This is a genomic window from Amycolatopsis sp. NPDC051371 (genome assembly GCF_040682155.1).
Taxonomy (GTDB): domain Bacteria; phylum Actinomycetota; class Actinomycetes; order Mycobacteriales; family Pseudonocardiaceae; genus Amycolatopsis.
On sequence record NZ_JBFBAG010000021.1, the window covers coordinates 93,677 to 106,000 of the forward strand.

General features: G+C 70.4%; 14 protein-coding genes. 10 read left to right on the forward strand and 4 right to left on the reverse strand.

Features of this window, described 5'->3' with window-relative positions:
* The first annotated feature begins 74 nt into the window (after window positions 1-74).
* Genes AB0M59_RS25295 through AB0M59_RS25305 form a run of 3 tightly spaced genes read left to right on the forward strand, consistent with a single transcriptional unit; the run spans window position 75 to window position 1,417 of the window.
* On the forward strand, window positions 75-404 hold the full coding sequence (locus tag AB0M59_RS25295; RefSeq protein ID WP_364371872.1) for a multidrug efflux SMR transporter: 330 nt from the start codon (window positions 75-77) through the stop codon (window positions 402-404).
* Entirely contained in the window at window positions 401-961 is a 561-nt protein-coding gene (locus AB0M59_RS25300) for a TetR family transcriptional regulator (protein WP_364619149.1), read from the forward strand. The genes AB0M59_RS25295 and AB0M59_RS25300 overlap by 4 nt, the downstream gene beginning before the upstream one ends.
* Window positions 962-982: 21 nt before the next feature.
* Window positions 983-1,417, forward strand: a complete 435-nt coding sequence (locus tag AB0M59_RS25305; RefSeq protein ID WP_364619152.1) for a GNAT family N-acetyltransferase — start codon at window positions 983-985, stop codon at window positions 1,415-1,417.
* Window positions 1,418-1,460: 43 nt separating this feature from the next.
* On the opposite strand, the gene AB0M59_RS25310 is transcribed toward AB0M59_RS25305, so the two are convergent.
* A complete protein-coding gene (locus AB0M59_RS25310) occupies window positions 1,461-1,994 on the reverse strand; it encodes a YbhB/YbcL family Raf kinase inhibitor-like protein (RefSeq protein WP_364619155.1) in 534 nt (177 codons plus the stop codon).
* Between the two features lie 173 nt (window positions 1,995-2,167).
* On the opposite strand from AB0M59_RS25310, the gene AB0M59_RS25315 reads away from it, so the two are divergent.
* The 7 genes from AB0M59_RS25315 to AB0M59_RS25345 all read left to right on the forward strand — a co-directional run bounded on the left by AB0M59_RS25315 (window position 2,168) and on the right by AB0M59_RS25345 (window position 9,102).
* Window positions 2,168-2,938, forward strand: a complete 771-nt coding sequence (locus AB0M59_RS25315; RefSeq protein ID WP_364619158.1) for a DUF4097 family beta strand repeat-containing protein — start codon at window positions 2,168-2,170, stop codon at window positions 2,936-2,938.
* Between the two features lie 30 nt (window positions 2,939-2,968).
* Complete coding sequence (locus AB0M59_RS25320; protein WP_364619161.1) at window positions 2,969-3,202, forward strand: hypothetical protein; 234 nt, start codon at window positions 2,969-2,971, stop codon at window positions 3,200-3,202.
* 67 nt (window positions 3,203-3,269) lie between these two features.
* Window positions 3,270-4,712, forward strand: a complete 1,443-nt coding sequence (locus AB0M59_RS25325; protein WP_364619163.1) for an alpha/beta hydrolase — start codon at window positions 3,270-3,272, stop codon at window positions 4,710-4,712.
* Window positions 4,713-4,889: 177 nt separating this feature from the next.
* On the forward strand, window positions 4,890-6,761 hold the full coding sequence (gene dnaK / locus AB0M59_RS25330; protein WP_364619166.1) for a molecular chaperone DnaK: 1,872 nt from the start codon (window positions 4,890-4,892) through the stop codon (window positions 6,759-6,761).
* A complete protein-coding gene (gene grpE, locus AB0M59_RS25335; protein ID WP_364619169.1) occupies window positions 6,758-7,465 on the forward strand; it encodes a nucleotide exchange factor GrpE in 708 nt (235 codons plus the stop codon). The genes dnaK and grpE overlap by 4 nt, the downstream gene beginning before the upstream one ends.
* Window positions 7,466-7,501: 36 nt before the next feature.
* The gene (gene dnaJ, locus AB0M59_RS25340; RefSeq protein WP_364619171.1) at window positions 7,502-8,671 is read left to right on the forward strand and encodes a molecular chaperone DnaJ; all 1,170 of its coding nucleotides are present in this window, start codon (window positions 7,502-7,504) and stop codon (window positions 8,669-8,671) included.
* A gap of 5 nt (window positions 8,672-8,676) precedes the next feature.
* Complete coding sequence (locus AB0M59_RS25345; protein ID WP_364619174.1) at window positions 8,677-9,102, forward strand: helix-turn-helix transcriptional regulator; 426 nt, start codon at window positions 8,677-8,679, stop codon at window positions 9,100-9,102.
* 51 nt (window positions 9,103-9,153) lie between these two features.
* Here the strand turns inward: AB0M59_RS25345 and AB0M59_RS25350 are convergent, their stop codons facing one another.
* The 3 genes from AB0M59_RS25350 to AB0M59_RS25360 form a co-directional block, all read right to left on the reverse strand.
* Complete coding sequence (locus AB0M59_RS25350; RefSeq protein ID WP_364619177.1) at window positions 9,154-10,704, reverse strand: ATP-binding cassette domain-containing protein; 1,551 nt, start codon at window positions 10,702-10,704, stop codon at window positions 9,154-9,156.
* A 256-nt stretch (window positions 10,705-10,960) separates the two neighbouring features.
* Window positions 10,961-11,494, reverse strand: a complete 534-nt coding sequence (locus tag AB0M59_RS25355) for a DUF305 domain-containing protein (RefSeq protein ID WP_364619180.1) — start codon at window positions 11,492-11,494, stop codon at window positions 10,961-10,963.
* Window positions 11,491-12,240, reverse strand: coding sequence for a lytic polysaccharide monooxygenase (locus tag AB0M59_RS25360; RefSeq protein WP_364619183.1), 750 nt, complete (start codon window positions 12,238-12,240; stop codon window positions 11,491-11,493). Before AB0M59_RS25360 ends, AB0M59_RS25355 begins: the two co-directional genes overlap by 4 nt.
* Window positions 12,241-12,324 lie beyond the last annotated feature (84 nt).

Consider the following 12,324-nt stretch of genomic DNA (forward strand, 5'->3'; position numbering starts at 1 on the left):
GTGGCCTTAAGTCCCACCGATGTGGTGTACGTCGCTCTTTGTTTCGGGACGATCGTTCAGGTACTTTTCACCCTATGGGTGCGTACCTTCTCCTCGCGCTGGCGATCGCCGCCGAGGTCTCCGCGACGGTCTCGCTGAAGCTCTCCGAGGGCTTCTCCAAGCTCGGGCCGTCGATCGTCGTGGTGGCCGGGTACGCCGTGGCGTTCGTCGCGCTGTCGTACGTGCTGAAGATGGGGTTGCCGATCGGCGTCGCGTATGCGATCTGGGCCGCGGCCGGCGTCGCCCTGGTGGCGATCATCGGCGTCGTGTTCTTGAAGGAGCCGGTCAACGCGGCGATGATCGCCGGGCTGGCGCTGGTCATCGGCGGTGTGGTGCTGATCGAGATCGGGAGTGCATCGACGTGAAACTGCAGGTCGACGGCCGCAAGGCCCGCGGCGACAAGCGGCGCGCGGAGATCATCGAGGCGACGCTGCGGGTGATCGAGCGCGACGGCGTCGCCGGCGTCACGCACCGGATCGTCGCGGCCGAGGCAGGCGTGCCGACGACGTCCACGACGTACCACTTCTCGTCGCTGGACGACCTGCTCATCGCGACGCTCATCTCGTGCGCCCGCGACATGGCCACCGAGGTCTACTGGATGATCGACCGGGCCCGGTCCCGCGGTTCGCGCGGAGCGGAAGAGGTCGCCGGCCTCCTCTCGGAGGCGTTGGGGCCGCGCCGTGGGCGCACGATGGCCGAGTACGAGCTGTACCTGCTGGCGGCGCGGAAGCCGGAGCTGCGGCCGGCCGCGCGTCGCTGGCTGGACGTCCTGACGTCGATGGTCCGCCACGACGACGAAGTGGCGTTCCGCGTGTTCCTCGCGGGCATCGACGGGCTGCTGATCCAGGGCCTGATCGACGACGAGCCGCCGTCGGCGGAAGAGCTGCGGCCAGTGGTGGACTACCTGATGAAACCGCGTTGACGCCGGGCTTAGTTTCGGATCATGCGGACCTTCGGTGACTACGAACTCGACGACGATCGCACGCGGCTGGACCTCGAAGTGGTGTGGAAGTTCCTCTCCACCGAGGCCTACTGGGGCCGTTGGCGCACGCGTTCGCAGGTCGAGGCCGCGATCGACGGCTCCTGGCGGGTCGTCGGCGCCTACCGCGGTGACGAGCTGGTCGGCTTCGCGCGGGCCTTCTCCGACGGCGTCGGCTCGGCGTATCTGGCCGACGTGTTCGTCGTCGACTCCGCCCGCGGCACCGGCCTCGGCAAGGAGCTCGTGCGGGAGATGATCGACAACGGGCCCGGCGCCGGCTTCCGCTGGATGCTGCACACCGCCGACGCGCACGGGTTGTACCGGCAGTTCGGCTTCGACGAGCACACCAAGGGCCGCTACCTGGAGCGCGAGGGCGTCAACAAGGAGGCCCCGCGCTGACCCGGCACCGGTGCGGAACCAGCGCCGGGTCCCTCCTCCGAACTCAGCCCTTGTTCTCGTACACCGGCGTGAGCACCGCGCGAGCGAGCGTGTGCCCGAACATGTTGAAGCCCAGGAAGGCCGGCGTCGCGTCCTCCGGCACGTCCAGCTTGTCGACGTCGAGCGCGTGCACCGCGAAGTAGTACCGGTGCGGGCCGTGCCCGGGCGGGGGCGCCGCGCCGAGGAACTGCTTGACCCCGCCGTCGCCCTTCAACGTGACCGCGCCGGACGGGAGGCCGGAGCCGTCGCCCGCGCCGGAGGCCAGCTCCGTCACCGACGCCGGGACGTTGAACACCGCCCAGTGCCAGAACCCGCTGCCGGTCGGGGCGTCCGGGTCGTAGCACGTGACCGCGAAGCTCTTCGTCTCCGCCGGGAAGCCTTCCCAGGCCAGCTGCGGCGAACGGTCCTCGCCGCCGGCGCCGAAGATGCCCGAGAGGTGGGGCGTGGCCAGGGTTTCGCCGTCGGCGACGTCGGAGCTGCGGAGGGTGAAGGACGGCACGTCGGGCAGGGATTCGTACGGGCCGGGAGCTTGCGGCATGGATCCTCCTGATCACGGAACTGGAGCCTGGCGCCAGGTTAGGCCCCCCGAGCCGCCCCCGCGTGTCAGGGACGGATCTCAGGGTTCTTTCGGGGGGTTACCCCCATGTGCCGCACCCGCACCTGGCCATACCGTTTCTCACGCAGAGGAAACAACTGAGGGGACCAACGACCATGGCGCGCCCGCTTCTGGCTCTGGGTGGCATCGTCCTGATCGGCGTCGGCCTGGCGACCGCGTTCGGCTGGGGCTGGGGATCGGACTTCCAGAACAGCAAGACCCTTTCGGAGACCATTCGCAGCGTGAAGCTGGAAGGCGACTCGGGGTCGGTGAAGATCCGCACCGGCACCGGACCGTCGACGGTGCACGAAAAAATCAACTACCACTGGCGCAGCAAGCCGGGTGACACGTTCTTCCGCGTCGACGGCGACCAGCTCGTGCTCAGCGACTGCGGCAACAACTGCTCGGTCGACTTCGAAGTGGTTGTGCCCGAGGGCGTGCCGGTGACCGGCCGGATGGACTCGGGCGGCTTGGACGTCGCCGGGGTGGCGAGCGTGGACGTCCAGTCGGACTCCGGCCACGCCCGCGTCGAGGACGTGCCGGGCCTCGTGAAGCTGCGGTTGGAGAGCGGCGGGATCGACCTGTCGGACGTCGGCGAGGTCCAGGTGCACGCCGATTCGGGTAGCATCAAGGGCACCGGGGTGCGCGGGCCGGTCGACGTGACGGCGTCGAGCGGGAGCGTCGACTTCACGCTGGCGCAGGCGAACAACGTCAAGATCAAGGCCGACAGCGGGAGCGTCGACGTCGAGGTGCCGGGCGGGCCGTACCGCGTCGTCGGGGACAGCGACAGCGGGAGCCGGAACATCGACGTCCAGACCGACGGCTCCGCGCCCAACACGCTCGACCTCACGACCGAGAGCGGCAGCGTCACGGTCCGCGCGGCCTGACCTTTTCCTTACTACGGGGGCATTTTCACCATGGTCAAGATCGAACGGCGCGTCCTGGCGGCCGCGCTGCTGGGAGCCGTCGCGATGTTCGGCGTCGTGGGGTTCACGCGGGGGGAGGAGTCCGCGGCGCCGGCCCAGGGGGTGCCGGTCGCCGCGGATTCCCACTATCGAGTGACTTCCTGGGTCGGCACTCCGGCGGAAGTCGTTGTGCAGCAAGGAAACTCGGATTTCTTCTTCTCTTCCTGGACCGGCCGCCGCTCCTGAACCGTCGGTGGTCGCTGTTAGGAAGGAAGCACGCCGAAGGCCGGCGTGCAGGGGGAGGAACCAGATCATGGACGTGCGCCGGGTCGTCGCGGTCATCGCGGCGGTCGTGGTCCTGGCGGCGGTACCGGCCGTCGCTTCGGCGTCTTCGCCGGTGTGGCAGCCGTGTGCGACGCAGCAAGAACCGACAGCCGAGTGTGCGGCGGTCGACGTGCCGATCGACCGCGCGCGGCCGGAGCTGGGCTCGGCGCGGCTCGCGCTGGCCCGGTTGCCGGCGCTTGATCCGGGCAGGCGGATCGGCTCGCTGCTGGTGAACCCGGGCGGGCCCGGCGGCTCCGGCGTCGGGTTCGTCCAGTTCGGCGGGCTGGCCTCGCCGGACCTCGCGCGGCTGCGGCAGCGGTTCGACGTCGTGGGCTTCGACCCGCGCGGCGACTGGTTCAGCACGCCACGCATCACGTGTGACCCGGCGACGTTGTTCGATCCGGCGCTCGACCGGTTCCCGGCGTCGCGCCCGGGGTTCGACGCGCTGGTGGCGCACAACCGCGCGGCGGGCGAGGACTGCGTGGCCCGGACCGGGCCGTTGCTGGCGAACGCGGACACGCAGAGCGCGGCCGAGGACATCGAGACGATCCGCGTGGCGCTCGGCGAGCCGAAGATCTCGTGGCTAGGCCTGTCGTACGGCACCGAGCTGGGGGCGGTCTACGCGTCGAAGCACCCCGGCCGGGTCCGGACGATGGTGCTCGACGGCGCCGTCGACCACGCCCGGCCGCTGCGCCAGGCGATCCTCGAAGAGGCCGTGGCGACCGAAGACGCGCTGGTCCGGTTCGCGGACTGGTGCCGCGGCTCGGCCGAGTGCGTGTTGCACGGGCGTGACGTCCTCCGCTTCTACGACGACGTCGTGGCCCGGGCGGCGCGCGGCGCGGTGTGGGCGAGCGACCTGGGCCGTTCGGCGACGGCCGACGAGATCTCGGCCGGCGTCTACAACCACCTCTACCTCCGGGAGGAGTGGCCGTCGCTGGGCAAGGCGCTGGCCGCGGCCGGCGGCGAGTTCCCCGACGCCAAGGGGCTGACCGAGCGGAACCAGTTCCTGTCCCCGATCTACGGGGCGTACCGGGCGATCGGCTGCCACGACTTCCCGTCGCCGTTCACCGGGCCGGCCGACCTGGGCACGATGGCGGGCCTGCTCCGCGCGGTGGCGCCGCACAGCTGGCGGTACTCGGAGTACTGGGACTTCACCAGCGGCTGTACCGGCTGGCCGGTCCCGGCGAAGAACCCACCGCAGCCCCACCCGGTCCGCGGCGCCCCGCCGATCCTGGTGGTCGGCGGCGCCCACGACCCGGCGACCCCGCTGGCCTGGGCCCGCGGCCTGGCGGCGAGCATCGACCGCTCGGCGTTGCTGACCCGCACCGACGACGGCCACACCGGGCTGTTCAACTCCGCCTGCGCCCGCGCGGCGGAGGTGGACTACCTGGTGAGCGGTGTCACGCCCACCCGGGACCACATCTGCCGCTGAACCCGGGAACAAGAACCCGAACCGGCTCGTTAGGCTGGGTACAAGGTTGAGCGCACTCGGCTCAAGTCGAGCTTGACGAGATGCGCGAAGGCCGGATAGAACTTGACACAGCCTCGCTCAAGGCGAGGAAGAACGTGCAGGTCAAGAACATGCAGGCTTACACAGGAGGAAAGCACCATGGCGCGAGCGGTCGGCATCGACCTCGGCACGACCAACTCGGTCGTCGCCGTCCTTGAGGGCGGCGAGCCGACGGTCATCGCCAACTCGGAAGGCTCCCGGACCACCCCTTCGATCGTCGCCTTCGCCAAGAACGGCGAAGTGCTGACCGGTCAGCCGGCGAAGAACCAGGCCGTGACGAACGTCGACCGGACGATCCGGTCCGTGAAGCGGCACATCGGCACCGACTGGAAGACCGAGATCGACGGCAAGAACTACACGTCGCAGGAGATCAGCGCCCGCGTGCTGATGAAGCTCAAGCGCGACGCCGAGGCGTACCTGGGCGAGACCATCACCGACGCGGTGATCACCGTCCCGGCGTACTTCGAGGACGCGCAGCGGCAGGCCACCAAGGAGGCCGGGCAGATCGCCGGCCTGAACGTGCTCCGCATCGTCAACGAGCCGACCGCCGCCGCGCTGGCGTACGGCCTGGACAAGGGCGAGAAGGAACAGACTATCCTGGTCTTCGACCTCGGTGGTGGCACCTTCGACGTCTCGCTGCTGGAGATCGGTGAGGGCGTCGTCGAGGTCCGCGCCACCTCCGGTGACAACCACCTCGGTGGTGACGACTGGGACGAGCGCATCGTCAAGTGGCTGGTCGACAAGTTCAAGGCCACGAACGGCATCGACCTGACCAAGGACAAGATGGCGCTGCAGCGCATCCGCGAGGCTGCGGAGAAGGCGAAGATCGAGCTGTCCAGCTCGAACTCGGCCGGCATCAACCTGCCCTACATCACGGTCGACGCCGACAAGAACCCGCTGTTCCTCGACGAGCAGCTTTCCCGCGCCGAGTTCCAGAAGATCACCTCGGACCTGCTCGAGCGCACCCGGAACCCGTTCAACAACGTGATCCGCGACGCGAACATCGCCGTCGGCGACATCGACCACGTCGTGCTCGTCGGTGGTTCCACCCGCATGCCGGCCGTGTCCGACCTGGTCAAGGAGCTGACCGGCGGCCGCGAGCCGAACAAGGGCGTGAACCCGGACGAGGTCGTCGCGGTCGGCGCGGCGCTGCAGGCCGGTGTCCTGAAGGGCGAGGTCAAGGACGTCCTGCTGCTGGACGTCACCCCGCTGTCGCTGGGCATCGAGACCAAGGGCGGCGTGTTCACCAAGCTCATCGAGCGCAACACCACGATCCCGACCAAGCGCTCGGAGATCTTCTCCACCGCGGACGACAACCAGCCGTCGGTGCAGATCCAGGTGTTCCAGGGTGAGCGCGAGATCGCCGCGCACAACAAGAAGCTCGGCATGTTCGAGCTGACCGGCCTGCCGCCCGCCCCGCGTGGCGTGCCGCAGATCGAGGTCACCTTCGACATCGACGCGAACGGCATCGTGCACGTCCTGGCCAAGGACCTCGGCACGAACAAGGAGCAGTCGATGACGATCACCGGTGGCTCCGCGCTGCCGAAGGACGACATCGAGCGGATGGTCAAGGACGCCGAGGCGCACGCCGAGGAGGACAAGACCCGTCGCGAAGAGGCCGAGACCCGCAACCAGGCCGAGACGCTGGTCTACCAGACCGAGAAGTTCCTCAAGGACAACGACGACAAGCTGCCCGAGGACCTCAAGGGCAAGGTCAAGTCCGCGATCGACGAGTCGAACGAGGCGCTCAAGGGCACCGACTCGGCCAAGATCCGCGAGTCGATCGAGAAGCTGAACACCGCTTCGCAGGAGCTGGGCACCGCCCTGTACGCCAACGCGAACGCCGACGCGGCGGCCGGTGCGGCCGGCGCCTCGGGTGCCGCCGGTGGCGACGCCGGCGCGGCCGGTGGCCAGGCCAAGGCCGATGACGTGGTGGACGCCGAGATCGTCGAAGAGGACGAGAAGAAGTGACCCACAGCTACGACGAATCCGAGAACCAGGGCCGCGGCCCCGAGGAGCCGGTGGTCGTGCGGGATCGGCGGCGGGTGGACCCCCAGACCGGGCAGGTTCGCCCGCCCGGTCCGGCCCACGCCGCGCCGGAGCCGGAGGAAATGCCCGTGGAACACGCGGGTCCCTCGCTCGGCGAGTCCATTGTGGACGAATCGGTGTCGGTCGTTTCCGACGTCGAGAAGGAGCTGGCCGAGCGCACCGCCGACCTCCAGCGCCTGCAGGCGGAGTACGCCAACTACCGCAAGCGGGTCGAGCGTGACCGCGAGGCGGTCGTGCTCGGTGCCAAGGCGACGGTGGTGAACGACCTGCTGCCGCTGCTCGACGACCTCGAGCGGGCCGAGCAGCACGGTGACCTCACCGGGGCGTTCAAGGCCGTCGGCGACAAGCTGATCAGCGGCCTGCAGCGCGCGGGGCTCGAATCGTTCGGCAGCGAAGGCGAAGCCTTCGACCCGAGCGTGCACGAGGCCGTGCAGCACAACACCTCGCCGGACGTGGCGGGCCCGACGGTGACCGTGGTCATGCGCCGCGGCTACCGCTTCGGCGATCGGGTGCTGCGGGCGGCACTGGTCGGGGTCACCGACCACGAGCCCGGCGGCCCGGCGGAGCACCCGCCCGTCGGTGGCGAGCTGCCACTCGGCGGCGGACTCGATGACCAGCAGCAGTAAGCAGTATCCGGTTCAGCTGGAAGGAGGAGGCGCCCGATGAGTGCTCGGGAATGGGTCGGCAAGGACTTCTACCGTGAACTGGGCGTCTCCTCCGACGCCACGGCGGACGAGATCAAGAAGGCCTATCGCAAGCTGGCCAAGGAGAACCACCCGGACGCGAACGCCGGCAACGCGCAGGCGGAGCAGAAGTTCAAGGCGGTCTCCGAGGCCTACGGCGTGCTCTCCGACGCGAGCAAGCGCAAGGAGTACGACGAGGCGCGGCGGCTGTTCGGCGGCGGGGGCGGCTTCAACTTCCCCGGTGGCGGCGGCACCGGCAACTTCGACGTCGGCGACATCTTCGGTCAGGCCGGCGCCGGTCAGCAGGGCGGCTTCGGCGGGCTCGGCGACATCCTCGGCGGGCTGTTCGGCCGTGGCCGGACGACGGCGGGCGCGACGGCCAACCGGCCGCAGCGCGGCGCCGACGTCGAGACGGACGTCCGGATCGACTTCGTCGAGGCGGTCAAGGGCGCGACCCTGCCGCTGCGGCTGTCGAGCCCGGCGACCTGTTCGACGTGCGGTGGCAACGGCGCGAAGCCTGGCACGTCGCCGCGGACCTGCCCGACCTGTTCGGGGTCGGGGCTGGTCAGCCGCAGCCAGGGCGCGTTCGCGTTCTCCGAGCCGTGCCGCGACTGCCGCGGACGCGGGCAGATCATCGACGACCCGTGCCCCGAGTGCGGCGGCGAAGGCGTCAGCACGCGGACCCGCACGCTGACCGTCCGGATCCCGCCGGGCGTCGACGACGACCAGCGGATCCGCTTGGCCGGCCAAGGCGAGCCGGGCCGGGGTGGCGCGCAGGCGGGCGACCTCTACGTCCGGGTGCACGTGGCCCCGCACGCGCTGTTCGGGCGCAAGGCGCTCGACCTGACGATCACCGTGCCGGTCGACTTCACCGAGCTGGCGCTCGGCACCACGATCACGGTGCCGACGCTCGAGGGCAAGGTCTCGCTCAAGGTGCCGCCGGGCACCGCGAGCGGCCGGGTGCTGCGCGTGCGCGGCAAGGGCATCGCCAAGCGCGACGGTTCGCAGGGTGACCTGCTCGTCACCCTCCAGGCGGCGATCCCCGCCAAACTGGACGACAAGGCGCGCGAGGCACTGCAGTCGTACGCCGAGTCGATGGCCGGGCACGACCCCCGGCCCGAGATCACTGAGCTGCTCGAAGGCAGGTGAGTGGGATGTTCGGCGGGATCCCCCAGGAAGGCGACGAAGAGACCCCGGTGTTCGTCATCTCGGTGGCGGCACAGCTCGCCGGGATGCACGCGCAGACGTTGCGCACCTACGACCGGCAGGGCTTGGTTTCGCCGGGCCGCACTTCCGGTGGCGGGCGGCGCTACTCGATGCGGGACATCGCGCTGCTGCGCGAAGTCCAGCGCCTGTCGCAGGAGGACGGCGTCAACCTGGCCGGCATCAAGCGCATCATCGAGCTGGAGAACCAGGTCGACGCGCTGCGGGCCCGCCTCGCCGAGCTGACCGAAGAACTGGCCGCGGCTTACGTCGCGGGCGAACAGGCCGCGGCGGCGGCGCACGCGTCGTACCGCCGGGACCTGGTCCCGCTCAACCAGCAGACGGCGATGGTGGTCTGGCGTCCCAGGCGCCGCTGACGTTTGACACACCGAAGGCCTCCCCGAACTCATCGGGGAGGCCTTCGTGCGTCAGAGGTCCAGCCGTGGCCAGGCCTCGAGGTCGCGCAGCATCCGGCGGTCGTGCGTCGCCACGACCACCGCGGCCGGGGTTTCGAGCAAGGCCTCGGTCAGCTCCTCGACGAGCACCGCCGACAGGTGGTTGGTCGGCTCGTCGAAGACGAGGACGTCCGGGCGTCCGGCCAGCCGCAGAGCCAGGTCGAGCCGCCGTTGCTGTCCCTGGGACATGCGGCCGACCGGGGTGCGCAGGGCTTCCGCGTCGAGCAGGCCCATGGCCGAAAACGGGACGCCCGCCCGCTCGAACAGCCGGCGAGCGGTCGATTCTTCGGGCCACGCCGGGACTTCCTGGCCGATCAGCGCTACTTTCGCGCCGGGCAGGTGCCGTACGGAACCCGTCGTCGGGGTGAGCTCGCCGGCGAGCGCGGACAGCAGCGTCGACTTGCCCGCGCCGTTTTCGCCGGTGACGAGCAGCCGGTCGCCGCGGTCGAGGGACAGCGTCACCGGGCCGGTGAGGCGACCGGCGACGCCGACGTCGTGCAGGCGGACCAGCGCCCGAGCGCCGGAGCCGAGATCGGGCCAGCGCAACGACAGCGGTGGCTCGGGCACGGTCACGCGGTGCGCCTCCAGCGCCGCCCGCTCCCGGTTGAGCGCCTGGACGACGCCGGGTGCGCGGGACTGGCGCTGGTGCCGTCCGGTGCCCTTGTCCGGCCGCCAGCCGGTGCTGAGCCGGTCGCGTGCCTGCGTCACCGCGACGGTGAGCTGCCGGTGCGTGTCCTGCTGCTCCTCGAATTCCTGCACCCAGCGTTCGCGGTCGCGGCGCCGGCCGTCCTGCCAGGCCGGATAGCCGCCGGCGTAGGTGCGCGGGCGGCCGTCCTGGCTGGGGTCGAGGTCGAGGAACTCGGTCGCGACGTCGCTGAGCAGCGCACGGTCGTGGCTGACGAGGGCGACACCGCCGTCGTGGCCGCGCAGGCGGTCGGTGAGGAACGCGAGGCCGCCGGCGTCGAGGTGGTTGCCAGGCTCGTCGAGCAGCAGGAAGTCGTGCCGCGCGCCGAGTAGGCAGGCCAGGCGCACGCGGTAGCGCTGCCCCACCGAAAGCGTGCTGAGCTCGCGGCCCCGGTCGGCGCAGGCGTCGAGGGCTTCGAGGGCGACGTCGACGCGGCGTTCGGCGTCCCACGCGTCGAGGCGCGTGGCCGTGTCGAGCGCTGCGGCGTAACGGTCTTCGGCGAAGTTCTCGGTCGCCGCTTCGAGCGCTCGCAAGGCGTCGTGGGTTTCGCGCAGGGCTTCGGTGGTCAGCGTGCCGACGGTTTCGCCGGACCGGAACGGCATGGTTTGGCGGGCGACACCGATGGTGCCGGTCCGGTGGACGGTGCCGTGGTCGGGCGCTCGCAGTCCGGCGAGAACGTGCAGCAGGGTGGTCTTGCCGTGCCCGTTTTCGCCGACGATCGCCAGCCGGGACCGGGGCGAGACGGTGACGCTCACGTCGTGCAGGACCCGGCGCGAGCCGAGCGTGACGCTGACGCGGTCCGCGCGCAGGTGGGCGTGTTCGGGTACGAGGAAAGTCAAGGGATGCTCCGCAGCTCTGGAGGGAGCCGGGCAGCACGAGAGCGGCCGCCCGGCGAAGGCCGGAACGGCGGGCAGGGAACGAGATCGGTGCGCCGCCGTCAGCGGCGGGTACGCAACCTCGCGAAGACGGCGCAGGAGAATTTCATGATCACGAGGCTAACTCGGCGCGCGGGCGTGGCCAACCGAATAAACGCGCCGACCGCGAGCAGCCGGGCAGGGGGCTGCTCGCGGTCGGCACCCCGGGGCCGCGGGGACGTCAAACCTTGAAGTTCAACAACTGCTTCACCTCGGCGGTCCGCGACTCGATGACCCGCCTGGCCAGATCACGGGCCTGGGCGTTGACTCCGCCGCCCGCGCCGTTCTCCGTCTGGGCCAGCTCGACCGCTCCTTGCTGCTGGCCCGTCAGGACGTCGAGGAACTTGCGGGTGAACTCGGCGTCCGGGGTCGCCCGAAGCGTGGCCACCAGGTCCGGCGAGGTCATCTTCATGCCGCCGTGGCCCGCGTGGGCCTGGGGGTTCATGTCCATCGTCTCGGGCTCACCCCAGTCGCGCAGCCAGCGCTTCATGTCGTCCGTCTCGGTCCGCTGGGTGGACTCGATCGCCGCCGCCAGTTCCTTCAGCGCCGGTGGGAGCGGGTGGTCCGCGGCGAGGCGGACGATCTCGATGCCCTGCTGGTTCTGGGGGATCAGCATCTGCAGGAACATCACGTCGGCCGCGTTGTGCGCGGGTGGGGCCGCCGTCGCGCCGCAGCCGGTCAGCAGCAGCGCGACGACGGCCAGCAGCACTCTCACTGGCGCTGCCAGAGGGCCGGCGTGTTCGGCGGCTCCCAGCCCGCGATCGCCGTGTGCGGCTGGAGGCAGCGGTAGCTGACTCCGTTGTACGTCACCACGTCGCCGGCCTTGTACGCCGTCCCCGCCGCCCACGTGCCACTCGAGGGCGGCGTGGTCGGGGTCGTGGTCGGCGGCCGGGTCGTCGTCGGGGGCGGGGTGGTCGTGGTCGGGGGCGGGGTTCCGCCGCCACCGATCTGGAGGTCGACACAGCTGTAGAACGCGTTGGTCGTGTCGGAGATGTTCCAGATCGCCAGCACCTTCACCCGGCCCGAGTAGCCGGCCAGGTTCACCTGGTGCTGCACCGTCGCCGGTGGCTGCTGGTTGTTGCCGGAGATGTTCGCGACGCGGGTGCCGCCGATGTAGTACTCGTAGTTCGAGGTGGCGTGCCGGGCGGTGAAGACCCAGTTGAACGTCACCATCGTGCCGACCGACTTGGCCGGCCACGGCTTCGACTCGTCGGAGAGTTCCGAGAAGCGGGAGTTGCCGCCGTCGCAGCTGCGCAGGCCCTTGGGCCCTTCGACGCTCTGGGGTTCGTAGACGATGGCGCCGCAGTTCGGGACCTTCCCGGCCGCGCAGTTGGCCTGCCGGCTGGGTGGGTCCGAGATGTAACCGTGAGCGCTCGCGGTGGTGGCGGGGAGGACGACGACCAGCACCGGGGCGATCAGGACACCGGCAGCGGCCGCGAAGAGCTTGCGTTTCCAGGTCATTTCGGCTCCTCGAGGGGGAACAGCGTTGTTCCGGAGGGAGGACGAACGAGCACATCCGGGGAAGATGTGGTCTAGACCATAAGG